This window comes from Micromonospora musae (assembly GCF_003626635.1).
Lineage (GTDB): Bacteria > Actinomycetota > Actinomycetes > Mycobacteriales > Micromonosporaceae > Micromonospora > Micromonospora musae.
In genome coordinates this window covers 270,325-292,342 of record NZ_RAZT01000011.1, presented here as the reverse complement: position 1 = coordinate 292,342, position 22,018 = coordinate 270,325, and the positions used below count along the sequence as shown (strand labels likewise).

Below are 22,018 nucleotides of genomic sequence, written 5' to 3'. Positions count from 1 at the left end.
GCACCCTGTTGAGTTCTCAAAGAACAACCACACACCATCCGACAACCCCCACCAGGGGAGCCCATCATCCGGGGCATTTCGCTCCGCGTCCCGCCGCTCTCGCGCCGGGCACTTTTACTACGTTACCTCACCGTTTCCGCCGTGTCAAACCGGTCTGTGCCGGTCTGTCGTGCTTCGTACGGGTTGGCACCGTCGATCACGCGCAGCAGCAAGCCGCTGAGCTTGATCGTCGGATTCGGCAGGCCGGCCGCTGCGGTCTCCCGCTAGCTCGCCCGGTGCCCTGCCGGTCGTCAACCTTACCCGGTCGGTTTCGCCGCACCAAATCCGCCTCGCGGCGAATCCGGGGCACCGCCCGGAACCGGTCCCGGAGTGGCCTTGCGGCCGCTCTGATCCCGATACCATCCCGATCCGAGGCCCCCGGGCTTTCGTCCCGTTTGCCCCGTTCCGCGCTGGCAGAGAGAAAGTTACGCGGCTTCGGGTTTGATCGTCAAATCGGGGGCGGGCGGCGCGCGTCACACCATCACCACCGGCCTATCTTCGCTGATCAGAGCGGGTCACCCCAGAGCCGGCCCGCTCTCGTCGAGCCTGAACGCCGAGTGAACGCCGCGTTCGGCGGTCTGCCGCGACCGCCCGGACACTCCGCGCGGGACGGCTCAGAGACGTCGGAACGCAAGGCCGTTCGCCCGCACGATCGGCGACCTCGGTGCGGCGAGCGGCGTCCCAGCTGAACTTCCGGTAGCCGGCCGCGTCAGCGAGCGCGCCCGCGCGCCGCGAACCACGCGCGAACGCCGAGCACTCCCACGACGGTGCCGATGGCGAGCGATCCGCCGATCAGGAGGGCGTGCACCCAGAGGAAGGCGGTCGGCGACCCCTGGGCGGAGACACCACCGGACCACGACCGGGGGTCGTCCCAGATCGCCACGGCGAACCTCGGCCAGATCACCCACATCCAGACCCCTACGCCCGTGAGGAAGAGGGCCCAGCCACGCGACAACACCATGGCAGCCGAGTATGCCAGCGGTGGCCGGGCAGCCGACCTGATCAAGGGGCTGGCCATCGCGCTCGGAGGTGCGGCCGCACTGACTCCGGTCGATCAACTCGGCGTCCGGGCAGACCACTGGACGTGTACGGTGAGGCCATGGCCCGGCCGAGCATCCCCACGCCGGAGGTCGTCACCAGCAGCGACGACCTCCCGCTCGGCGTATCCACCGGCCCGGCCCACCGCGGCGACGGCCGCGAGCAGATCCTCGATGTCCTTCGTGCCGGCGGACTGCGGTTCCGCGACGGCGCGCGATGGCGGACGGCGTACTGACCCGATCCCGCTGACCGGTCCGGCGACGTCGCCGCGACCGGCGCACCCGCGCGTCAACCCACTCTTCCCAGGCACGAGAGGCGTACCACCATGTCCGTTGCACGGATGCTCACCGGGGACCGCCCGACCGGGCGGCTGCACCTCGGCCACTACGTCGGCAGCATCGCGAACCGCGTACGGCTGCACCAGGGCTACGACAGCTTCTTCATCGTCGCCGACCTGCACATGCTCACCACCAGGAACACCCGCGAGGACATTCAACGGGTCGCCGACAACGCCCGCGAGATGGTCACCGACATCCTGGCCGCCGGCGTCGACCCGGCCCGGGCGACGTTCTACCTCCAGTCCGCGATCCCCGAGGTCGGCGACCTGAACACGCTCCTGCAGAACCTGGTCACCGTGCCCCGGCTGGAGCGGGTGCCGTCGCTCAAGGACATGGCCCGGGACTCCGGCAAGGAGGAGATGCCATACGGGCTGCTCGGCTACCCGGTGCTCCAGGCCGCCGACATCCTCTGCGTGAAGGGGCAGGTCGTACCGGTCGGGAAGGACAACGCGGCCCACGTGGAGGTGACCCGGGAGATCGCCCGGCGGTTCAACGGCCTCTACGGGACGGTCTTCCCGGTCCCGGAGCTGATCCAGGCGGAGACACCCTCCCTCGTCGGTACGGACGGGGCGGCCAAGATGAGCAAGAGTCGGGGCAACACGATCCTGCTCTCCGACGACGAGGCCGCCGTACGGCGGAAGGTCATGGGCATGTACACCGACCCGAACCGGGTGCGCGCCGACGTGCCCGGAACGGTCGAGGGGAATCCGGTCTTCGCGTACCACGACGTGTTCAACCCGGATCGGGCACAGGTGGCGGAGCTGAAGGAGCGCTACCGCGCCGGGCGGGTGGGCGACGTCGAGGTCAAGGAGAAGCTGACCGACGCGTTGAACCGCTTCCTGGACCCGATCCGGGAGCGCCGGGAACGGATCGAGGACGACCGCGGCCTGGTCGACCAGCTGATCTTCGACGGCACCGAACGGACCCGTCGGGAGGTACGGCAGACGATGCGCGAGGTGCGCCGGGCGATGGGCCTGACCAGCGCGTACACCCGGATGCGCCGCCGGGCGGAGCGGGCCGGACGGGTCCTGGCCACCGAGGGTTGAACCGCGACGGCTGCGGAAGACCCGGCCGGTCGCGGAACGAGGAGACAAATCCAGCTGTTCGGTGGCGTAGCCGTCGGCGCTCGCATCGATAGGCTCACTCCTTCGTGCGCAGAACCCGGTTCAGCGGGGCAGCGGCTGGAACACGTACAAGATCATCATCTGATCCGGCGCGCTCACCCGACCGCCCCCCGTACGCCCCGCGTGCGGAGGGCGGTCGGCATCCGGGCACCATCGGCCGGTCCGCCGAACGAAGACGCCGCTCGGCGGCCGGGTAACCGCCCACCCCGGGCTTGACCTGCGGAAATACGACTGACCCCAGAGTGGACGAGGGCTTCGGGCCAGTGATACGACTTGTCTATCGGCCCGTCAACGGCGCCGCGTCGTACCCCCCACTCGATGCCGTCCGTTCAGTCGGGCCTCCAACCGGGTCGCGCAGCCGCGAGGGCACCACCATCGGCGCATCTGTCGCCGCTCGGCTGATCACCCGGGCACCGCCGGATGGAGGCGGCAGAGTCGCCCGAGGAGTACTCGTGCCGCACAACCGGATCCGCTCCCGGCGCCAGCCGTTCGAGGTCGCCGTCCTCCTGGCCGCCCCGCCCTGCGGCCTCTTCCTGATCCTCCTGGACGTCCGACCACAGTCGGTCACGCTGGCGATGCCACCTCCGCTCCAGGCCGGCTGGGAGACCGGCCTGATCGTCGGTGGCCTGGTCGGTCTCGCGGGGATCCTCTGGCCCGGACGGCTGTCGACGGGTCTCGGGATCGAGCTGGCAGCGCTGCTGCTGCTCGGCTCGATCACCGGCATGTACGCGGTCGCCATCGCGGCGGTCTCGGGCGCGCAGGGAGTGGCCGCGATCTCGTTCGTGGTCGCCGTGTCGGCCGGATCGTTCTGGCGCTCCGGGCAGATCGTCGTCGATCTCCGGCAGATCGCCCTGATCAGTCGCGAAACCAGCACCGAGCTTCCGAACGGAGAGGCGGCATGAGCAGCGCGCCACCATCACCAGCCGCCCCGCAGTGGCTGCAGACCGTGCTCTCCGCGCTCGGCGTGCTGGGCAGCGCCGGAGGACTCGCCGCGATCGTCGCGGTGATCATCCAGCGGGGCAAGTTCAAGGCCGACGCCGCGGACACGCTCACCGACGCCGCGCTCACCCTGGTGCAGCCGCTGCGAGCGCGGGTCTGCGAACTCGAACGCGAGGCGAACGCCTCCCGCGAGGAGCTGGCCACGATGCGCAGCAGGGTGCATCAGTTGGAGGCCGCCGTCCGGTCGCTGCGCCGGACACTGGAGAAGTGGCGGGCGGCGGTGATGGCGCCCGATGCCACGCTGCGCCGGATCCGGGCGACCGTGGCGGAGTCCACCGAGAGAGGCGACCAGCCACACGACTCCTGACCCCGTGCGGTCGGCACGGCGACCGGGTCAGGAGTCTGCGCAGGACCGGCGGTGGAGCTACCTCGATCCGCTCCACCGCCGGTCCGCGTCCTCGGGGAAGGATCGGCGGGCACCAGGGCGGTATGCCGGCCGAGTCGTCAGGCGGACGCGGCGAAGTCGGCGGACCGGGTCAGCTCGGCCCACTTCTGCGCCTCGGTGATCTGGTTCCTGGAGTGGTCCAGGGCGATCTGGAGCGCGTCGGACCCGAGCAGCAGCCGCAGCGGCGGTTCCTCGCTCGCGGCGATCTCGACGATCGCGTCGGCGGCCCGCGCCGGGTCACCCGGCTCGTTGCCCGAGTAGTCGGCAAACATCCGCAGCCACCTGCCAACGGTGTCGTCGTACTCGGCGCGGACCGGCACCGAGGGCTCCGCCGCACCGCCGGCCCAGTTCGTCCGCAGCCCGCCCGGCTCGATGATCGTCACCTTGATGCCGAGCGGCGCCACCTCGCTGGCGACGACTGCGGAGTAGCCCTCGACGCCGTACTTGGCGGTCTGGTAGGCGCTCAGGCCGGAGGTACCGCCCACCCGGCCCCCGATCGAGGAGACCTGGATGAGGTGGCCGTAGCGCTGGCGACGCATGACCGGCAGGGCGGCCTTGGTCATGTTGACGACGCCGAACAGGTTGGTCTCGACCTGGCGGCGGAATTCGTCCTCCGGGAAGTCCTCCGCGGAGGCCGTGGTGGCGTAGCCGGCGTTGTTGACGAGCACGTCGAGGCTGCCGAAGCGCTCGACGGCGCTGTTCACGACGGTCCGGGCGGCGGCCGGATCGGTGACGTCCAGGCTCACGGCGAGCAGGCGTTCGCCGTGACGGAGCGCCAGGTCGTCGAGCTGCCGCGGAGAACGACTGGCCGCCACCACGTTGTCACCGGCGGCCAGCGCCGCTTCGACGAGGTGCCGGCCAAGGCCCGCGGAGCTACCGGTGATGAGCCACGTCTTCGACATGATCATTTCCTTTCTCGGGGCCCGCCAGCGGCATACGCCTGGGACCCACCTCAGCCTTACTGCCACACCAACGTAGCACTTCCATCGCTTCATGCCTCCTGCTCGTGGCATTAATCGAGTGAGCTGCCGCACAGGTGTAATCTCGGCAGGGTCATGAGAGCTGATGCGGCGCGAAACCTCGATCTGGTCCTGCGGACCGGAGCACGCCTGCTCGCCGAAGATCCGGCGACCAGCATGAGCACCATCGCGTCCGCGGCCGGGGTCGATCGCCGCACCGTCTACCGGCGCTTCGCCACCCGGGAAGCTCTGCTCAGCGCCGTCTTCATGGCCAAGCTCGACAACGTCGACCTCGTGTTCGAGCAGGCACGCCTCGACGAGGCGCCGGTACAGGTGGCGCTGCACCGCTACGTGGAGGGGATCGTTCCGGTCAGTCGGCAGTGGCCGGTCGACATGCACCGGATGATGCGCGGCGATCCGACCGCGTATGCCCGGGCGCGGGAGCAGAGCCGGCGGCTCGACCGGTTCGTCGAACGAGCCGTGGACGAGGGGCTGTTCCGGGACGACCTACCGGTCGGGTGGCTCCGCGCGCTGCTCGACCAGGTGGTCTCCACCGCCGCTCACCAGTTCACCGATCTCGCGCCGCCCGAGGCCGCCGACCGGGTCGTGGAGTCGCTGCTCAACGGCATCGGTTCGCACTGACCCGGGCCCGCGGCGCGCCCGCGCGACACCAGAGTTCGGCCCAGATCACACCGAAGGCGGCCGGACGGACGTCCCGAGCCGCCCGCCCTACCCTCGACAGGGTGAGGCGACCGGAGTGGGTGCATCAGCGTGCCGCCTAGCGATCGGACCAGGAGCAGGACGGCCCGGCGTCCGGCGATCGCCGCCACGCTGGTGCTGGAACTCCTGCTCGTCGCGCTCGCCTTCGGCGTGGCGCAGCGGGTCGAGGTGGGCGGGGACGCCCCGCCCACGCCGGTGGCGAACCTCCTCGGCCCCGACTTCGTCGACATCAGGTCCGTACCCTCCGGCCCCGCCGCTCCCGCGACCGCACCGGGCGCGGCCACGGGCACCTTCACCTGGGACTGCGGCCGCAACGAGAACGGCCACCGCAACACCGCCAACATCGTGATGGCACCGGGCTTCCCCGGCCAGCCACACCACGTGCACGACTACGTCGGCAACGTCTCCACGGCCGTCGACTCGACCCCCCGTACCCTCGCGGCCGCCGCGACCACCTGCCCCAACGGTGACCGGTCGACCTACTTCTGGCCGGTGCTGCGCACCGTCGCGGCGGACGGGGCCGGTGCGACCGACGGGGCCGGCGCCACCGGCGAGGCGACGAGCCACCCCGGGCACGAGGGTGAGATCCAGGTGCCGGTCGAGGTGGCGCTCACCTTCACCGGCAACCCCCGCGGGAACGTGGTGGCGATGCCGCAGCAGCTCGCCGGCACCGTCGGGGACGCCGTGGCCGTGACCAACGGCGGAGCGAACGCGGCGGCGACGTGGACCTGCGCCAGCACGCCGGAGCGGCGCACCACCCGTTATCCCGCCTGCCCGGCCGGTGACCGGGTGCTGCGCGTGTACGACTTCCCGAGCTGCTGGGACGGCCGGCGGACGGACAGCGAGAGTCACCGTTCGCACCTGGTCTTTCCCACCGGGGAGGGCGCCTGCCCGCACGGCACCTTCCCGGTGCCGCGGCTGCGGATGACCCTCGCGTACGACCTTCCACCGGGCGTCCGCTTCCAGATCGACGCCTTCGACGGCCAGCGCAACAGCCCGCTGACCGATCACGCCTTCTTCGTCAACCTGATGCCGGAGCCGCTGATGGCGAAGGTGGTGACCTGCCTCAACAGCGGGCAGAGCTGCCGGGAAGGCTGAGCTCCGCCGGGACGGCGGGCCGCTTCGGGCCCCCGTCCCGGCAGCCCGGCCGCCGGCGCCCGGACGGGCCGGTGACGTCGATCCGGAGTACGCCCCGCCGCCTCACTGCGGCCGTCCGACCTCGAAGCGACCGTCGGACGACTTCACCGTGACGCTGATCGTCTTCGGCACCCCAGCGACCTGGGCGGAGCAGGAGAAACGGTGCTCCACCTCCACCGACTGGCCCGTCGGGCAGGCGACGTTGTTCGCGTCGAGCTGGTAGTCGTCGCGCAGCACCGTCAGCACCCCCTGCTGTAGCGCCGCCGTGTCGAAGACCTTCTGGTTGAGGAAGCCGGGCCAGGCCAGGCCGAGCACGGCCACCAGCGCGACGACGGCCACGACCGGGCCGGCCACAGCCACCACGAGCTTCGGAGAGAACCGCCGCTGGCGTGCGGGGCGGGCGGCGGGCGTCGCGGCCGGCCCCCACTGCGGCGGTGGGGCGGGCGCCCAACGCGGGGTGGGCGGGGCCGCGCCGTTGTTGTCGGGACCCCCGTACGGGTTGGTCATCGTCGTCTCCTCCGGGCTCAGCGGGCGGCGGCCGGGGTGGGCATGCCGATCACCTCGGGCAGCGGCTTGGTCTTGCCCCCGGTCGGGTTGATCGCGAACCAGGTGCCACCGACGCCCTGGCCCTTGATGTCGCCCGGCTCGGTGTCCTTGGCGAAGAGGTAGACCGGCCAGCCGGCGATGGTCACCTGGCAGGTGCCGTCGGCCCGCTCCACGTAACCGATCAGCTGCGGGTTGATCCCGCTCGGATAGATCTGGCCGGGCGACTTGATCAGCAGCGGGGGCCAGGTCTTCGCGCAGTCACCGTTGCAGTTGGACTTCGACGGCTTCGCCTTGTCCTTGTCGAACCGGTAGAGGGTCATGCCCTTGCCGTCGGCGACGTAGGTGCCGATGTCGGCCGACGCGGTCCCGTTCAACTGCACGATGTTGCTGCCCTGACCCTTGTCCGGCGCCGGGGAGAGCGAGGTGTTGGCCGGGCCGCTGTAGATCTGCACCCGGCGCTGGGTCTTCGCCACCGTGGGCGTGGGCAGCGGAGTCGGGGCCTCGACCACCTCGGGGTTCCGCTCCGGGCTCGCCGCGGTCGAGACGGTCGGGCTCGGCTGCCCGCCCGCCGTCGAGGCGGCCGGCGCCGCCGTCCCGGACTGCTGTTCACCACACGCGGCCAGGGCGGCCAGGCTGGTCAGTGCGATCGCGGTCCGCGCGATCCGGCTGCGCAACAACATCTCTGCTCTACCTCGTGTTCGGGGAGAACCGTGCCCGTACGCGCGGTTCGGCTCCCACACGGCCGGATCGGCGAAGTGGTTCACCGGGGTGCCGGAGAGAGGCTCCCATCACGAAGCCCGAACTTCCACTGAACCGTTCCGGGGCACCGTCCGTGTGGGTGGCGGCAACGGCGAAAGACGGTCCACGAGAGACCGCCTCACGAGCCGGAGAGACCCGAGGACACGAGGGAGCGGAAACGTGGCTACTTACCACATCGTCAGCGAGGACATCCAGGAGTCGGCGAGCTGGCTGCAGCAGAACATGCAGACGCTGCTCGACGGGATGACGCAGGCCAAGAGCAAGATCGACACGCTGATCCAGGGCGGCTACAACACCCCGGGCGCGCAGCAGCAGTTCGGGCCGTACTTCGAGGAGTACAAGGGCAGCGTGGACCAGACGCTGCACGGCATGGAGGGCATCAGCCAGTACCTCACGCAGGTCAGCGACGCCTTCACCGACACCGACACGCAGACCGCGAACAGCCTCAGCCGCTGACGACCGGACGGCGTCGGGGCCGCGTGGTGAGCAGATCACCACGCGGCCCCGACGTTTTGTTCTGACGGACCATCCGACCAGGAGAACCACGTGCGTCTGTTGCTCACCGTTGCGGACCCGTCCACCGCCGTCACCGACTACCAGGTCGACGCCAGCCCCGAGAACACCGTCGCGGAGCTCGCCGAAGCGCTGGGCGCGCGCCGTGCGGCGCCCGGTGACACGCCCCCGACGATCTTCGTCGCCGGGGCGCCGCTGGACCCGCGGCTCACCCTCGCCGAGGCGCCGCTGCGCCAGGGCACCGTGCTCGGCCTGGACCGGCCCGCACCCGAGGCGCCCGCGCAACCTCCCGGCCTGCTGGAGGTACGGGTGGTCAGCGGAACCGACGCCGGCAGCGTGCACCAGCTCGACATCGGCGAGCACTCGGTCGGCGCCGCGAGCACCAGCCGGGTCCGTCTCACCGATTCGTCGCTCGCCGCCGTGATGGCGTGGATCCGGGTCACCCCGGACGGTGAGTGTCGTCTGCGCCCAGCCCAACCCGGGCTGCTGCTCGACCGCGCCGAACTCGACGGCGAGCAGGTCTGGGCTCCCGGCGCGCAGCTCGCCGTGGGCTCGTCCATGCTGGAGCTGCGTCGCCCGGCCCGGGCGGAGGCCGCGCTGCAGATCTCCGAGGACCGGACCGGCCTGGACTACAACCGTCCGCCGCGCCTGCTCCCCGCGGCCCGCACCACCCAGTTCACCCTTCCGGGGGTGCCGGCACCGCCCGATCGGCGACCGATCGCGCTGATCACCGTGCTGGCCCCGCTGGTGGTCTCCGGGGCCGCGTACCTCGTCACGCGGAACCCACTGACCCTGCTCTTCGCCGTCCTCTCGCCGGTGGCGTTGATCGCCAGCCAGGTCGGGGCCCGCCGCCAGGGGAAGGTCACCTACCGCACCCGGCTCGCCGAGTACGAGGCGAAGAAGAAGCGGATCAGCGCCGAGGCACAGGAGGCGCTGACCGCCGAACGGTTGGCCCGGCGGGAGAACTTCCCCGACCCGGCGGCGGTACGGCTGATCGCGGTGGGGCCGCAGCGCCGGCTCTGGGAACGACGCCGCACCGACCCCGACTTCCTGGAGCTGCGCGCCGGCAGCGCCGACCTTCCGTCCGAGGTGGTGCTCCGGGATCCGAGTCAGGACGAACACCGCCGGGAGATCCGGTGGAGCGCGCTCGACGTGCCGGCGACGGTGCCGGTACGCAAGCACGGCGTGGTCGGCGTCGCCGGCGGTGCCGTCGCCCGCGCCACCGCCCGGTGGATGGTGGCCCAGGCGGCCGCCCTGCACAGCCCGGAGGACCTGCAGATCTACCTGCTGGCCGGCGCCGGCGACGAGGAGGGCTGGTCGTGGGCCGGTTGGTTGCCGCACGCGGCACCCCGCGACGGCCAGGACACCCTCGCCACCGTCGGCGCGGAGACCCAGACCGTGGCCCGGCGGGTGGCGGAGCTGGTCGCCGTCATCTCCGCCCGCTCCGGCGAGCGGGCCGACGGCGCGTTCCGCGACATCCTCGTGGTGCTCGACGGGGCGCGCAAACTGCGCTCGCTCCCCGGGGTGACACAGATCCTGCGGGAAGGGCCGTCGGTCGGGGTGCACGCGATCTGCGTCGACGCGGAGGAGAAGCTGCTGCCGGAGGAGTGCCAGGCGGTCGTCGCCGAGCAGGCCGACGGGACGTTGCTGGTGACCCGGACGCTCGCCGCCCCGGTCTCCGGCGTCCACCCGGACCTGGTCTCCCTGGACTGGCTGCGGACGGTCGCCCGCGCGCTGGCCCCGTTGCGGGACACCGGTGGCTCGGACGACGGGGGAGCGCTGCCGGACGCGAGCCGGCTGCTCGACGTACTGGGGATGGAGCCGCCGGAGTCGGACGCGGTCGCGGCGCGGTGGACCACCGGCGGCCGGACCACCGAGGCCGTGCTCGGCATCTCGCTCGACGGGCCGTTCGCCCTGGACCTGAAGCGGGACGGGCCGCACGCCCTGGTGGCCGGCACCACCGGCTCCGGCAAGTCGGAGCTGCTGCAGACCCTGGTCGCCTCGCTCGCGGTCGCCAACCGGCCGGACGCCATGACCTTCGTACTCGTCGACTACAAGGGCGGTAGCGCGTTCAAGGACTGCGTCCTGCTCCCGCACACCGTCGGCATGGTCACCGACCTCGACACCCACCTGGTGAGCCGGGCGCTGACCTCGCTCACCGCGGAGCTGAAGCGGCGGGAACACATCCTCGCCGAGGCGGGGGCGAAGGACATCGACGACTACGTCGACCTGCTGCGCCGCGAGCCGACCCGGACCGCCATGCCCCGGCTGCTGATCGTGATCGACGAGTTCGCCTCGATGATCCGCGACCTGCCGGACTTCGTGACCGGTCTGGTCAACATCGCTCAGCGGGGACGGTCGCTCGGCATCCATCTGGTGCTGGCCACCCAGCGCCCGGGCGGCGTGGTGTCGCCTGAGATCCGTGCGAACACCAACCTGCGGATCGCGCTACGGGTGACCGACAGCAGCGAGAGCCAGGACGTGTTGAACGCCCCGGACGCCGCCTCGATCTCCAAGTCGACGCCCGGCCGCGCCTTCGTCCGCCTCGCGCAGTCGTCGCTCGTGCCGTTCCAGGCCGGACGGGTCGGCGGGTTCCGGCCGGGGGCCCGGGCCACCACCCGGCAGGTGCCGTGGTTGGCGCCGCTCTCCTGGCCCGACCTGGGCAAGCCGGCACCGAGCCGCCCCGGCGGCGGCAACGCCGAACCGTCCGCGGAGCTGACCGACCTCGCCGTGCTGGTGCAGGCGATCCGGGGCGCCAGCACGCAGCTGGCCATCCCGCCGCAGCACAGCCCGTGGTTGGCGGCGCTGCCGGAGACGTTGACCGTGGACGCGCTGCCCGCCGCCCGAGGCAACGGCTACCACCTGCCCCCGGTGGCGTACGGCCTGGTCGACCTGCCGGCGCAGCAGGAGCAGGTGCCGCTGGAGCTGGATCTGGGGACGCTCGGGCATCTGCACGTCATCGGCTCGTCGCGCAGCGGGCGGTCGCAGACGCTGCGGACGATCGCCGGAACGGTCGCCCGTACGCACTCGGCCGCGGACGTCCACCTCTACGGCGTCGACTGCGGCAACGGCGCGTTGCTGGCGCTCAGCGACCTGCCGCACTGCGGTGCGGTGGTGCAGCGTACGGAGGCGGAGCGGCTCGGTCGGCTCTTCGGTCGGCTCGTCGCCGAGCTGGGGCGACGGCAGCAGCTGCTCGCCTCCACGGGCTCGGCGAGCCTCGTCGAGTACCGCGGCGGTGCGGCCGAGGCGGATCGTCCGCCACACATCCTGCTGCTGCTGGACCGGTTCGAGGTCTTCGACAAGACCTTCGCCGACTACGACAACGGCAACATCATGGCGGCTCTCCTCACGCTGCTGCGGGAGGGCGCCGGGGCCGGAATCCACGTGGTGCTGGCCGGTGACCGGAGCATGTTCTCCACCCGGATCTCCTCGACCACCGACGACAAGCTGGTGCTCCGGCTGACCGAACGCAGCGACTACAGCATGGTCGGCATCAACTACCGGCAGCTGCCCGACGAGATCGAGGCGGGGCGGGCGATCCGGGCGGTCGACAGCGCGGAGGCGCAGATCGCGCTGCTCGCGGAGGACAGCTCCGGTCAGGGGCAGGCGCGGGCCCTCGCCGAGATCGCCGAAGCGGCCCGGCTGCGGGACGCCGAGCTCGCCGACGCCGCCCGACCGTTCCGGATCGACGTGTTGCCGGACGAGTTGACCCTGGCGGAGGCCCGGACGCTGCCACGACCGGCCGGACCGCTCTGGACGATGGTCGGGGTGGGCGGCGACGAGCTCACGGCGATCGGCCCGGACCTGGAGAACATCCCCACCTTCGTGCTGGCCGGACCGCCGCGCTCGGGTCGGAGCACGACGCTGCTGACCATGGTCGCAGGCCTGCTGGAGAAGGGGACGCCAGTGGTGATCGCGGCACCCCGCCGGTCGCCGCTGCGGAACCTGGCCGGCCTGCCCGGGGTGCTCGATCTCGTGACGAGCGAGAACTTCACCTCGGCGGGGCTCGCGGCGGCCCTGGACGGGCGGACCGGACCGGCCGTCGTCGTCCTGGACGACGCCGAGCTGCTGCTCAAGTGCGATGCCGGCAGCGACCTCGGAGAGATCGCGCGGACCGGGGCGGAGAACGGCCTGGGATTGATCATGGCGGGTTCCATCGACGGACTCGCCGGCGGCTTCGGCGGCTGGCACGTCGACGCCCGACGCAACCGGCAGGGCGGACTGCTCAGCCCGCAGGGCCTCGGCGACGGGGAGCTGATCGGCGTCAAGCTCTCCCGCGGCCAGCTCGGCGGCGGACGGGCGGGCCGGGTGCTCGCGCACTTCGGCGACGGCAAGCTGCACCTGGTGCAGGTGCCCCGGACCGAACCCGCCGCGCTGCGGGCACCGTCGGCGGACGGAGGTTCCCCGGTCGACGAGCCGGCGTAACGATCACGCACACGCCGGCAGGTCACGCCCCGGAAGGGCGTGACCTGCCGGCGTATCCGTAGCTGAAAAAGGTCGGGGGGACACCGCCCCCGGTGTCCCCCCGACGTGAAGCCGGCAGCTACCCCCTAGCCGCCGACTCCGACGGGAGACGCCGCCTGCGGCGTGAGCGCGCGGCCGTCCCCCTCCCAGGTGAAGATCAGTGTCGCGGTGATCGTGGCGAAGAGCTCGAAGAGCTCCTCCGCCTCCGCGAGGTTCGGACTCGAACCGGTGACCAGCAGGACGTTCGCCGAGCCCGGCAGCGGTACGACCGTGTGCATCACGGCACAGCGCATGGTGGCGCCGTCCTGGGTGACGTTCTGGATGCCGTGCACCCGGCCGACCGTGCCGATCGTGGGAATCTGGGCGGTGCTCACCCGACGCCAGGTCCCGTCGGGTCGGGCCGGCTGCCCGACCGCGGTCAGCGCGCCGAGGATGTCACCGGTCGCCGGCGGGGTGACCACCGAGACCAGCACGGTCGCGGTGAGCGGACCGTCCTCGTAGACCTGGAACGTGCCGGCGGCGTGCACCGCTCCGGCGGCGCGGGCCTGCCGCACCGAGCGGCGTAGCTGCTCGGCGTACTGCCCGGCCTGGTCCTCGGTGAACCCGCCGTCGCGGGCCCGCGTCCACACCTCGTTCGCCATCCGGTTCTCGCTCGCCTCGTCGGCGACCGAGTAGTCCACCCAGTCGTCCGGGGTTCGCAGCTCGAAGCCGGTCGGGGTCGGGGACGTGGTTGTCGCGCCGGTCACTGTGCTGGCTCCCTCGTTCGTCAACTCGTCGCCTCGTCCGGGTTCGTGAGGGCGTTGACCGTCTGCTCGTCCGTCTCGCGGAACGCGTCGGCCACCGCCTTCGAGGCGTCGCGTACGCCTTCCAGGTCCTTCGCCACGACGTGCCGGCCGTCGCCCCACCGCTTCTCGAACTCGTGGGCGGCCTTCTCCAACTCCCGCTGCCCGAGGGTGTCGACGACGGACCCCATCGACCTGATCGGCGCGCTGTCCATCAGGTCCTTGGTGCGCTGCAACAGGTCGTGCACCCGCTCCAACTCCACACCGGGTACGTCGATCACGCTCATTCCGACGCTCCCACGCCGCGCCCGCTCATGGCGGCACCCCCGCTCCGCTTCCTGCCGTGACGAGGCAGCAGCACACCGAGCCTGACCATCCGCTCGCTCATCTCCGCCCTTCCTCCGGGAGCCGTGAACGGCTCTGCGCGGTACACGGACGGTCGGCCGGAGCGGTTCAGACCGCCTGAACCGATCTCCTGCCCGCTACGTGTGCGAGCCGGCTCCCGGCATTCGACCTGATGCCGGATGCCCAGACAGTGCGATGGGGAGGTTGGTCATGGCACGTCCAGGAACGGCCGAGTGGTCGGTGTTGGAACTCGACTCGGATCCGGTGCCGGGTGATCCGGAGTCCTTCGAGGAGATCACCCGCGCCTACCAGGAGTTGGCCCGAACCACCCAGGAGGCACACGACCTGCTCGCCTCGGGCGGCCAGATCGACGTCGGCCAGGGCAAAGCCATGGAGGCCTTCAAGGACCTGATCGGCAAGCTGCCGCCCCGCCTCGACCGCATGGCCCACTCCTACGCCTCGGCCGCCGAGGCCTACCTGCGCTACCTGCCGTCTCTGGAAGAGGCGCAGACCATGTCACTGCGCGCCCTCGAACAGGCTCGACAGGCCTCCGGCGACCAGGGTGCCGCGCAGGCCGCGCTCTCCTCGGCGCAGGCCGCGCTCACCGCCCTCACCGGGGACACCGACGCCGCCAAAGACGCCAAGGACAGGGCCGACGACGACCTCGCCGCCGCCCAGCGCCGAACCGACGACGCCCGACAAGCCCTCGACCAGGCGAAGTCCCTCCTCGGTCAGGCGACCGCCCTCCGCGACCAGGCCGCCCGCACCGCCGCCGAGACCCTGCGGCAGCTCGCCAAGGACGCACCCCAGCGATCCCTCTGGGAGAAGATCGCCGAAGCGTTCCGCGCCTTCATCGAATTCCTCCGCAGCACCGTCATCGAGTGGATCACCACCGTCCTCGACGTGCTCTCCACCATCGCGTTCTTCATCTTTCCCCCGCTCGGCGAAGCGATCGGGCTCCTCTCCGGCGCAATCGAACTCGGCGCCGCCATCCTCACCGGAAACCCCGCCGAGATCGGACTCGCCGCCGGTGGACTCGCGCTCGGACTCGTACCCGGCGGCCGGCTCGTCGGCAAGGTCATGAAATTCGCCCTCAAAGGCACCATCAAAGACGGCATCAAGACCGGCACCAAACAACTGACCAACGTCAGAACCCCACCCAACGCCGGCGCGAAGAGCCTGGACACGGGCGCGGTGAGCTACGGCCCCGGCAAGACGATCAAGGGAGCGTTCACCTCCGCCGGAAAGAACCTGGGCGATCTGGCGGCACGGTTCAAATCCCGACCCCCGGCGAACGAGAACACCATCGTCGGCAGGAACCGCTTCGGCATGAAGACGCGTTTCGACATCGGCGACGTCCGGGCCGAACCGGTGCTCAACGGTGACGGCAAGCAGATCGGCGTGAGTTTCCCGTTGAGCGCCAGCGACACCAAGAGCCGCGCCGAGTGGGCGAGCGTGGACACCAACCTCTCCACCGGCAAGTACCGGGGCCCGGATCTGGCCCCCGACGGGCGAGCGGTCTTCAAGAGCGTGCCCGGCGAGCGGCCGACCGAGGCGGTAGGTGGAAAGCTCGGTCAGCCGCGGCCGGACTTCGAGTTCGACCAGCTCCGCCGCGCGCCCTGGGCCGGGGAGGCCAACGACCCGATGTTCGTCATGGCGCACAGCAGCGCGAAGGACGTCGGCCTGCAGTTGAAGAACGGCAAGGTGGTGAACGTCTCCGGTGGGGAGTTCGCCAAGGTCCTGCACCACAACTCGGTGTTCAAGGACGCCGCCGGAGCGAACCCCGACAGCTCCATCACCATGATCGCCTGCAGTTTCGGGGCGAAGGACGGCAAGGTCGCCCCGCAGTTCAGCCAGGTGATGCAGGACCTCGGCAACGGCCGGCAGATCTACGCGGCGACCGACACCGTGTGGACCACCCGGCCGAAGGACTTCCAAGGCAAGGTCAACGTCCCCGGCGGAGACTTCGCCACCATCGCGGTCTCCAACAAGGGCGAGTTCCGCCCGCTGGTCTCGCCCGGAGCCGGCCACCCGTCACCTCCGCCGGCAGCTGCTCCCCCGGCAACCACTCCGCCGCAGCTTCCCCCCTTGGACTTCGGCGACCCGTTGCCCGACTTCAGCAGGTAGGCGTCCCGATGTACGGCCGGAGACCGGCGAACAGGAGCAGCCGGCGAACCGTTCGCCGGACCCGGGCGGCGAAAGAGCGCCACCGGAGCCCGCGCCGCCCAGGGGCACCTGGCCACCCGGGTGGCCAGATCGAGGTCGGGAGCACGGGCAAGTTCGTCGAATCGAATACCAGTAAGGGAGTGGGCAAGTGAGCGAACAGGACGACACCGGTCTTGACCGTAACTGGATGCTGCTGCTCGACAGCGACTGGTCGCCGCCCCCGGAGGCCGACGACCAGTCCGGTGCGGTACCGCCGGTGGAGTCGATCGTCGGCGGCTGGCTCGTCGACGACGACGGAACGGTCGGCGCGTTCGAGCCGAATCCGCTCTACCTGCCCAGCGGCCAGGACGCGCCGACCGGACCGGTCGACGCGGCGGCGAAGTTGGTCGTGGCAGGGCGTGCCGAACCGGGCCTGGTGCTGCTCGCGCTGCGGGACAGTCTGACCGAGGTCGCGGTCGACGACGAGGATCGCGTCATCGTGGCACCGGCCCCCGACGGGGCACCGTGCGTGCTGGTCGTCACGGGTGCGGCGGACCGGCTTCGGGTGCGAGCAGCGGGCTGGCGGCAGGTCAGTAGCGCCGAGCTGGTGGAGCTGCTACCCGAGGGCGTCGACGTGCTGCTCAATCCGGGCGGTCCCGCCTCGATGCGGCTCTTCGCCGACGTGCTGCGTGAGGCCGTCACCGAAACCGAGTGACTCCGGCGGATCGACCTGCGGGAACGGGGCCCGGGAGCCCGCCACCGATCCGAGCCCGCGATGAACCCGTTCGGTCCTGAGTACGTGTTCGGGTCGGCCGACGTCCACGCGTCCGGCTCACCCGCAGGAGCGGGCGGCGGAAAGCCGAGACGGTGCGATAGGGGAGGTTGGTCATGACGCGTCCAGGTGACGCCGAGTGGTCGGTGTTGCAGCTCGACTCCGACCCGGTGCCGGGTGATCCGGAGTCCTTTGAGGAGATCACCCGGGCCTACCAGGAGTTGGCCCGATCGACTCAGGAGGCGCACGACCTGCTCGCTTCCGGCAGCCAGATCGACGTCGGCCAGGGCAAGGCGATGGAGGCCTTCCGTGACCTGATCGGCAAGCTGCCCGGGCGGCTGGACGGGATGGCGCACTCGTACGCGGCGGCGGCCGACGCGTACCTGCGCTACCTGCCGTCGCTCGAAGAGGCGCAGAAGATGTCGGTGCAGGCCCTGGAGCAGGCCCGGCAGGCCTCCGGGGACCAGGGTGCCGCGCAGGCGGCGGTCTCGGCGGCGCAGGCCGCGATCACCGCGCTGGGTGGCGACCCGGAGGCCGCCCAGGCCGCGAAGGACAAGGCCACCGACGACGCCACCGCCGCCCAGAACCGCGCCGACGAGGCCCGGCAGGCGCTCGACCAGGCGAAGGCGCTGATCGGTCAGGCGACCGCGCTGCGCGACCAGGCCGCCCGTACGGCAGCCGGGACGCTTCGACAGTTGGCGAAGGACGCGCCACAGCGGTCGCTCTGGGACAAGATCGTCGAGGCGTTCGAGGCGTTCATCGAATTCCTGCGCAGCACGGTGATCCAGTGGATCACCACCGTCCTGGACGTGATCTCGGTGATCGCGTCGTTCATCTTCCCGCCGCTCGGCGAGGCGATCGGCCTGCTCTCCGGCGCGATCGACCTCGCGTCGGCCGTGCTCGGCGGAGACCCCGCCGAGATCGGATTGGCCGCCGGCGGGCTGGCCCTCGGCCTGATCCCGGGCGGCCGGGCCGGCGCGCTGGTCATGAAGTTCGCCGCCAAGGGCGGCAAGGCCCTCGGCCTGGCCGGCGACGGCGTCAAGGGAGCCACCCGCGGCCTGAACGGTGGCGGCGGAAAGACGATCGGGGGTGCGCTGCCCGGCAAGGGCGCGGGCGCCAACCGGCCCCCCGTCCCGAAGGACACCTCCCTGTCGATCGACGTACGCAAGTGCGTCACCGACCCGATCGACGTCGCCACCGGCGAGATGGTGCTCTCCCAGATCGACCTGGAGCTGCCCGCGCCCTTCCTGGTGCCGCTGGAGCGGACCCACCTCTCGTCGTACCGGGCGGGCGGTTGGTTCGGACCGAGCTGGGCCTCCACCCTCGACCAGCGGCTCGAATTCGACGCGCAGGGCGTCTGCTACTTCGCCCCCGACGGCACGATCCTGGTCTACCCGCCGGGAACCCCGGGCGAGCCGGTCCTCCCCGTCGAGGGGCCGCGATGGCCACTCACGGTGCACGCGGACGGCACCGCCGTGGTGACCGACCCGGTAGCCGGCCGGTCCAGCCTCTTCCTGCTCTCCGGCGCGGTCAGCCGGCTCGCGGCGGTCGTCGACGGTGACGGCAACCGGCTGGAGGTGGCGCGGGACGCGCGGCAGGCGCCGGTCGCGTTGCGGCACGCGGACGGGCAGTGGATCGCCGTCAGCACCTCGGGCAACCGGGTCACCGCCCTGCACCGGACGGATCCGGGCGGGCGGCCCACCGAGCTGATCGCCCGCTACCGCTACGACGAGCAGGGCCGGCTCGTGGAGGTCGACAACACCTCCGGCCGACCGATGCGCTTCGGGTACGACGAGGCCGGCCGGATCACCGGCTGGCACGACCGCAACGGGGTCGAGTACCGGTACACGTACGACGCGAGCGGCCGCTGCGTACGTACCGAGGGCGCGGACGGATTCCTGAACGGCACCCTCGCCTACGACCCCACCGAGCGGACCACGACGTACACCGACTCGCTCGGCAACGTCACCGTCTACCGGCTGGACGACCTGCGGCACGTGGCGAGCGAGACCGACCCGCTGGGCAACACCACCCGGTACGAGTGGGGCCGCTACAACCAGCTGCTGGCCCGGATCGACCCGCTGGGCCGGACCACCCGTTACGAGTACGACGCCGACGGCCGGCTGAGCACGCTGATCCGTCCGGACGGCACCGAGGCGCAGGTCACCAGCGGCGGCGACGCCGCGGCCGGCACCATCGCGGTGCAGGTCGGCGAGCGGCTGCTCACCCGCAGCTACGACACCGCACCGGACCCGGACGGCGGGCAGGTCGGGGTGGCCGAGCCGTTCGACTACGACCGGCTGCGCGCGGACGACCCGGTCCGGGACGCGGCGCTCGCCGGGCGCCGGGCCCACCGGCTCGACGCACGCGGCCGGCTCGAACGGGTGCGCTACGACGACGAGGGCAACCCGATCGAGCGGACCGACGCCGCGGGCCACGTGACCCGCACCGAGTACGGACCGTTCGACCTGGTGCTCGCCACCGTCGACGCCACCGGCGCCCGGACCGGCTACGAGTACGACGCCGAGCTGCGGCTGACCCGGGTCACCGATCCCCGTGGCCTGCAGTGGCGCTACACCTACGACCCGGCGGGCCGGCTGGTCGAGGAGGTCGACTTCAACGGCCGGGTACGGCGGTACGACTACGACGCGGCCGGTCAGCTGGTCCGGTCGACGAACGGGCTGGGTGAGGTCACCGAGTACGAGCACGACCTGCTCGGCAACGTGGTCGAGCGGCGAACCGGGTCCGGCACCACCCGGTACCGCTACGACGCGGTCGGCCGGCTGGTGGCGGCCGAGAACGCCGACGCCGAGCTGGTGATCGAGCGCGACGAGGCCGGGCGGGTGGTGGCGCACACCACGAACGGCCGGACCCTCTCCTTCCGCTACGACGACCGGACCGGCGCCCGGCACCGCCGCACCCCCCACGGGTCGGAGAGCGTCTGGGCGTACGACCCGTTCGGCAATCTCGACTCGTTGGTCACCGCGGGGCACACGCTCGGCTTCCGGCACGACTGGCAGGGCCGGGAGCTGCGGCGCAGCCTCGACGGTCAGGTGGTGCTCGAGCAGACCTTCGGCGCCGACCGGCAGCTCGCCGCGCAGGTGCTGCCCGGCCTGCGGCAGCGCCGGTTCGACTACCGGGCCGACGGCCTGCTCGCCGGCATCGACGAGGACGTGACGGGCCGGGTCGACTTCACCCTGGACGAGGCGGGCCGGGTGCTCGCCGTCCGGGGCACGGGCCGGGTCGAGGACTACCGGTACGACGCGACCGGCAACCTGACGTCGGCCCGGGTGTCCGGCCTGCCGTACGCCGGGGAGCTGCGCTACGACGGCAACCTGGTCACCGAGGCGGGCGGGGTCCGCTACCGGTACGACGCGCAGGGCCGGATGGTCGGCCGGACGTTGACCGACCCGGCCGGTGGGGACCGTACGTGGCACTTCGAGTGGGACGCCCACGATCGGCTGGTCGGGGTGCGGACGCCGGAGGGCGACCGCTGGCGTTACCGCTACGACCCGCTGGGTCGCCGGATCGGCAAGCAGCGGTTCGTCGGCGACGACCCGGCCCCGGTCGAGCAGGTGGACTTCGTCTGGGACGGGTCGCTCCTGGTCGAGCAGGCGCAGACCGACGAGCACGGCCGTACCCGGGTGACCAGCTGGGAGTACCACCCGCAGGAGCAGCGCCCGGTGGCGCAGACCGTCCGGGACGAGCGGGACGAGCTCGGCGAGCGCTTCTACGCGATCGTCACCGACCTGGTCGGCACACCCACCGATCTCGTCGACGCCGACGGCGCGCTGGTGTGGCGCAACGACGCCAGCCTGTGGGGTGTGGCCCCCGGCGCCGACGCCTCGGGCATGATCCCGCTGCGCTTCCCCGGGCAGTACCTGGACCCGGAGACCGGTCTGCACTACAACGTCTACCGCTACTACGACCCGATCAGCGGCCGGTACGTCAGCCAGGACCCGCTCGGCCTCGCGCCGGCACCGGATCCGGCCGGCTACGTGCCGAATCCGTACGCGGCGGCCGATCCGCTCGGCCTGGCCTGCACCGCCGGCTCGTCGAGCGGTACCCCGGGCTCTCCGGGCGGGGGCACCGACGCTCGGAGCCTGCCCGACACCGCTGGTTCGTCGGGCGGGAACCGCCCGCTTTTCGGGGGCGAATCCCTCGACAACGTCGACGACACCTTCCCGCCCATCCCCAACCGCCCGCGTCCCGACCAGCGGCCGGACGATCTGGGTGCCCCGGACGCCGAGCTCTACGACCTGAGCAATCCGATTCACCGCGCGCGGCCGATTCAACCGAACCCACCGCGACCGTCCGCCCTGTTCCACGGTTCGAGCGCTCCGCCGGACGTCGTCTTCCAGGACGGGCTGAAATCGCGGCACACGCAAGAGGTTCTGGGCACGCCAGAAGGCGACTACGTGCAGCCGCACTACGACCTTTTCAAGCACATGCACAACGGCAAGGGCAGCGGGTTCGTCTCGACCACCGGCAGCCAGGACGCCGCGCTCTCATTCGTGCGTCCGACGCCGCTTCCCGACCGTCCGGGCTTCAAGAAAGGAACCGCGGCGGACGGCAAGCAATACGATCATCACGACGGTTATCTCTATGTGGTCGACAATGATCTTCCGGCTATCCACGCGCCGTCCCAGAATCTGCCACCGGTACTCGATCGCGTGAGGTATCAGGACGAGTGGTCCGTGGTCGGGGACATTCCGCCAGACCGAATCATCAAAGCTATTCATGTCGAGGGTTACTACAACACGAATAGCGGGACGATGCCGGATCCGTACCGGCCCGGCCAGACGATTCCTACGGTGTCCCTCGAATTCCCGAACGACCCGAAGCTCGGCACGGTCCAGACGGTCGAGCACAACCCCAACTACGGCAGGCGGCGGTGAACGCCGGTTTTCAACAGATCACGCACCGGGACGCCATGCACCAGCCCCGGGATCC

17 protein-coding genes are annotated in these 22,018 nt (G+C 71.4%); 11 read left to right on the top strand and 6 right to left on the bottom strand.

What is annotated here, in order from left to right:
- Positions 1–748: 748 nt before the first annotated feature.
- Positions 749–1,000, bottom strand: coding sequence for an SCO4848 family membrane protein (locus tag D7044_RS22970; protein ID WP_120690162.1), 252 nt, complete (start codon positions 998–1,000; stop codon positions 749–751).
- A 138-nt stretch (positions 1,001–1,138) separates the two neighbouring features.
- On the opposite strand from D7044_RS22970, the gene D7044_RS32465 reads away from it, so the two are divergent.
- The 4 genes from D7044_RS32465 to D7044_RS22950 all read left to right on the top strand — a co-directional run bounded on the left by D7044_RS32465 (position 1,139) and on the right by D7044_RS22950 (position 3,845).
- Entirely contained in the window at positions 1,139–1,312 is a 174-nt protein-coding gene (locus tag D7044_RS32465) for a hypothetical protein (protein WP_158609415.1), read from the top strand.
- 90 nt (positions 1,313–1,402) lie between these two features.
- On the top strand, positions 1,403–2,461 hold the full coding sequence (trpS, locus tag D7044_RS22960; RefSeq protein WP_120684427.1) for a tryptophan--tRNA ligase: 1,059 nt from the start codon (positions 1,403–1,405) through the stop codon (positions 2,459–2,461).
- A 530-nt stretch (positions 2,462–2,991) separates the two neighbouring features.
- The gene (locus D7044_RS22955) at positions 2,992–3,441 is read left to right on the top strand and encodes a hypothetical protein (protein ID WP_120684429.1); all 450 of its coding nucleotides are present in this window, start codon (positions 2,992–2,994) and stop codon (positions 3,439–3,441) included.
- Complete coding sequence (locus D7044_RS22950; protein WP_120684431.1) at positions 3,438–3,845, top strand: hypothetical protein; 408 nt, start codon at positions 3,438–3,440, stop codon at positions 3,843–3,845. The genes D7044_RS22955 and D7044_RS22950 overlap by 4 nt, the downstream gene beginning before the upstream one ends.
- A 137-nt stretch (positions 3,846–3,982) precedes the next feature.
- On the opposite strand, the gene D7044_RS22945 is transcribed toward D7044_RS22950, so the two are convergent.
- On the bottom strand, positions 3,983–4,825 hold the full coding sequence (locus D7044_RS22945; protein ID WP_120690161.1) for an oxidoreductase: 843 nt from the start codon (positions 4,823–4,825) through the stop codon (positions 3,983–3,985).
- 153 nt (positions 4,826–4,978) lie between these two features.
- On the opposite strand from D7044_RS22945, the gene D7044_RS22940 reads away from it, so the two are divergent.
- Positions 4,979–5,524: a TetR/AcrR family transcriptional regulator gene (locus tag D7044_RS22940; RefSeq protein ID WP_120684435.1), complete on the top strand. Its 546-nt coding sequence runs from the start codon at positions 4,979–4,981 to the stop codon at positions 5,522–5,524.
- Positions 5,525–5,653: 129 nt separating this feature from the next.
- Positions 5,654–6,700 (top strand): DUF1996 domain-containing protein, encoded by a 1,047-nt coding sequence (locus D7044_RS22935; protein WP_120690145.1) that lies wholly within the window; start codon positions 5,654–5,656, stop codon positions 6,698–6,700.
- Positions 6,701–6,802: 102 nt separating this feature from the next.
- Here D7044_RS22935 and D7044_RS22930 read toward each other — a convergent pair whose 3' ends face one another.
- Together D7044_RS22930 and D7044_RS22925 are read right to left on the bottom strand one after the other, a co-directional pair.
- Entirely contained in the window at positions 6,803–7,246 is a 444-nt protein-coding gene (locus D7044_RS22930) for a DUF4333 domain-containing protein (RefSeq protein WP_120684439.1), read from the bottom strand.
- A gap of 17 nt (positions 7,247–7,263) precedes the next feature.
- Complete coding sequence (locus tag D7044_RS22925) at positions 7,264–7,965, bottom strand: hypothetical protein (protein ID WP_120690144.1); 702 nt, start codon at positions 7,963–7,965, stop codon at positions 7,264–7,266.
- Positions 7,966–8,203: 238 nt separating this feature from the next.
- Here D7044_RS22925 and D7044_RS32460 point away from each other — a divergent pair, with 238 nt between their 5' ends.
- Positions 8,204–8,500: a WXG100 family type VII secretion target gene (locus D7044_RS32460; RefSeq protein WP_158609416.1), complete on the top strand. Its 297-nt coding sequence runs from the start codon at positions 8,204–8,206 to the stop codon at positions 8,498–8,500.
- 90 nt (positions 8,501–8,590) lie between these two features.
- A complete protein-coding gene (locus D7044_RS22915) occupies positions 8,591–12,982 on the top strand; it encodes an FtsK/SpoIIIE domain-containing protein (protein WP_120690143.1) in 4,392 nt (1,463 codons plus the stop codon).
- Positions 12,983–13,107: 125 nt separating this feature from the next.
- Here the strand turns inward: D7044_RS22915 and D7044_RS22910 are convergent, their stop codons facing one another.
- Complete coding sequence (locus tag D7044_RS22910; RefSeq protein ID WP_120682831.1) at positions 13,108–13,767, bottom strand: hypothetical protein; 660 nt, start codon at positions 13,765–13,767, stop codon at positions 13,108–13,110.
- A gap of 20 nt (positions 13,768–13,787) precedes the next feature.
- Entirely contained in the window at positions 13,788–14,090 is a 303-nt protein-coding gene (locus tag D7044_RS22905) for a hypothetical protein (RefSeq protein WP_120690142.1), read from the bottom strand.
- A gap of 268 nt (positions 14,091–14,358) precedes the next feature.
- Here D7044_RS22905 and D7044_RS33445 point away from each other — a divergent pair, with 268 nt between their 5' ends.
- The 3 genes from D7044_RS33445 to D7044_RS22890 all read left to right on the top strand — a co-directional run bounded on the left by D7044_RS33445 (position 14,359) and on the right by D7044_RS22890 (position 21,963).
- Positions 14,359–16,275, top strand: coding sequence for a putative T7SS-secreted protein (locus D7044_RS33445; RefSeq protein WP_147434705.1), 1,917 nt, complete (start codon positions 14,359–14,361; stop codon positions 16,273–16,275).
- Positions 16,276–16,462: 187 nt separating this feature from the next.
- On the top strand, positions 16,463–17,008 hold the full coding sequence (locus tag D7044_RS22895; protein WP_120682834.1) for a type VII secretion system-associated protein: 546 nt from the start codon (positions 16,463–16,465) through the stop codon (positions 17,006–17,008).
- A gap of 173 nt (positions 17,009–17,181) precedes the next feature.
- Positions 17,182–21,963 carry a DUF6531 domain-containing protein gene (locus D7044_RS22890; protein WP_120690141.1) on the top strand — a complete coding sequence of 1,594 codons (4,782 nt, stop codon included), beginning with the start codon at positions 17,182–17,184 and terminating at the stop codon, positions 21,961–21,963.
- The last annotated feature ends 55 nt before the right edge of the window (positions 21,964–22,018 follow it).

What these genes read in the sequence shown, in the direction of transcription:
- D7044_RS22970 (WP_120690162.1), bottom strand. Translation starts at nt 1,000, where the DNA reads ATGGTGTTGTCGCGTGGCTGGGCCCTCTTCCTCACGGGCGTAGGGGTC.
- D7044_RS32465 (WP_158609415.1), top strand. Translation starts at nt 1,139, where the DNA reads ATGGCCCGGCCGAGCATCCCCACGCCGGAGGTCGTCACCAGCAGCGAC.
- trpS (WP_120684427.1), top strand. Translation starts at nt 1,403, where the DNA reads ATGTCCGTTGCACGGATGCTCACCGGGGACCGCCCGACCGGGCGGCTG.
- D7044_RS22950 (WP_120684431.1), top strand. Translation starts at nt 3,438, where the DNA reads ATGAGCAGCGCGCCACCATCACCAGCCGCCCCGCAGTGGCTGCAGACC.
- D7044_RS22945 (WP_120690161.1), bottom strand. Translation starts at nt 4,825, where the DNA reads ATGTCGAAGACGTGGCTCATCACCGGTAGCTCCGCGGGCCTTGGCCGG.
- D7044_RS22940 (WP_120684435.1), top strand. Translation starts at nt 4,979, where the DNA reads ATGAGAGCTGATGCGGCGCGAAACCTCGATCTGGTCCTGCGGACCGGA.
- D7044_RS22930 (WP_120684439.1), bottom strand. Translation starts at nt 7,246, where the DNA reads ATGACCAACCCGTACGGGGGTCCCGACAACAACGGCGCGGCCCCGCCC.
- D7044_RS22925 (WP_120690144.1), bottom strand. Translation starts at nt 7,965, where the DNA reads ATGTTGTTGCGCAGCCGGATCGCGCGGACCGCGATCGCACTGACCAGC.
- D7044_RS22905 (WP_120690142.1), bottom strand. Translation starts at nt 14,090, where the DNA reads ATGAGCGTGATCGACGTACCCGGTGTGGAGTTGGAGCGGGTGCACGAC.
- D7044_RS33445 (WP_147434705.1), top strand. Translation starts at nt 14,359, where the DNA reads ATGGCACGTCCAGGAACGGCCGAGTGGTCGGTGTTGGAACTCGACTCG.
- D7044_RS22890 (WP_120690141.1), top strand. Translation starts at nt 17,182, where the DNA reads ATGACGCGTCCAGGTGACGCCGAGTGGTCGGTGTTGCAGCTCGACTCC.